Source organism: Dellaglioa sp. CoH-57-MRSF-18, from assembly GCF_056781995.1.
The window spans coordinates 1,898-3,297 of record NZ_JBXAXX010000010.1 but is presented as its reverse complement, the minus strand read 5'-3'; the positions used below and the strand labels follow the sequence as shown (position 1 = coordinate 3,297).

Annotated in this window: 1 rRNA gene (cut by a window edge); it reads left to right on the top strand. The window is 45.5% G+C overall.

The window, feature by feature from the left end:
* Positions 1–123 precede the first annotated feature (123 nt).
* Positions 124–1,400, top strand: a 23S ribosomal RNA gene (locus AC1RPG_RS07670); it runs 1,742 nt beyond the window's last position.

Here is a 1,400-nt window from a genome sequence, read left to right as displayed (position 1 = left end):
AAATTTGTTCTTTGAAAACTAGATAATATTTATTAAATTTTTAAGCAATAAGCCGAGAAACACCGCGTTTTATTAGTTAAGAACGTAGTTCTTAACAAAACCACTTTGCTTTAAGTAAAGTTAGGTTAAGTTATCAAGGGCGCATGGTGAATGCCTTGGCACTAGGAGCCGATGAAGGACGGGACTAACACCGATATGCTTCGGGGAGCTGTAAGTAAGCTTTGATCCGGAGATTTCCGAATGGGGGAACCCAGCAGTTTTAATCGACTGTTACTATTAACTGAATACATAGGTTATATAGAGGTAAACGCAGGGAACTGAAACATCTAATTACCTGCAGGAATAGAAAGAAAAATCGATTCCCTAAGTAGCGGCGAGCGAACAGGGAAGAGCCCAAACCAAGAAGCTTGCTTCTTGGGGTTGTAGGACTGCTCATTTGAGTTACCAAAGATTTTTATAGTAGAAGAGTCTGGGAAGACTCGCCGTAGAGGGTGATAGCCCCGTATACTAAATGAAAATCTCTCAGAGCAGTATCCTGAGTACGGCGGAACACGAGAAATTCCGTCGGAATCCGGGAGGACCATCTCCCAAGGCTAAATACTCCCTAGTGACCGATAGTGAACCAGTACCGTGAGGGAAAGGTGAAAAGCACCCCGGAAGGGGAGTGAAATAGTTCCTGAAACCATGTGCCTACAAATAGTTAGAGCCCGTTAATGGGTGATAGCGTGCCTTTTGTAGAATGAACCGGCGAGTTACGTTTGCTTGCGAGGTTAAGTTGATAAGACGGAGCCGTAGCGAAAGCGAGTCTGAATAGGGCGCCATAGTAAGTAGACGTAGACCCGAAACCAAGTGACCTACCCATGTCCAGGTTGAAGGTGCGGTAAAACGCACTGGAGGACCGAACTCATGTATGTTGAAAAATGCTGAGATGAGGTGTGGGTAGCGGAGAAATTCCAAACGAACTTGGAGATAGCTGGTTCTCTCCGAAATAGCTTTAGGGCTAGCCTCGGAATTAAGAATCATGGAGGTAGAGCCACTGTTTGGACTAGGGGCCCATCTAGGGTTACTGAATTCAGATAAACTCCGAATGCCATTGATTTATATCCGGGAGTCAGACTGCGAGTGATAAGATCCGTAGTCGAAAGGGAAACAGCCCAGACCACCAATTAAGGTCCCAAAATACATGTTAAGTGGAAAAGGATGTGGAATTGCACAGACAACTAGGATGTTGGCTCAGAAGCAGCCACCATTTAAAGAGTGCGTAATAGCTCACTAGTCGAGTGATTCTGCGCCGAAAATGTACCGGGGCTAAACATGTTACCGAAATTGTGGATGGAACCCATTAGGGTTCCGTGGTAGGAGAGCGTTCTAAGGGCAACGAAGCTAGACCGTAAGGACTG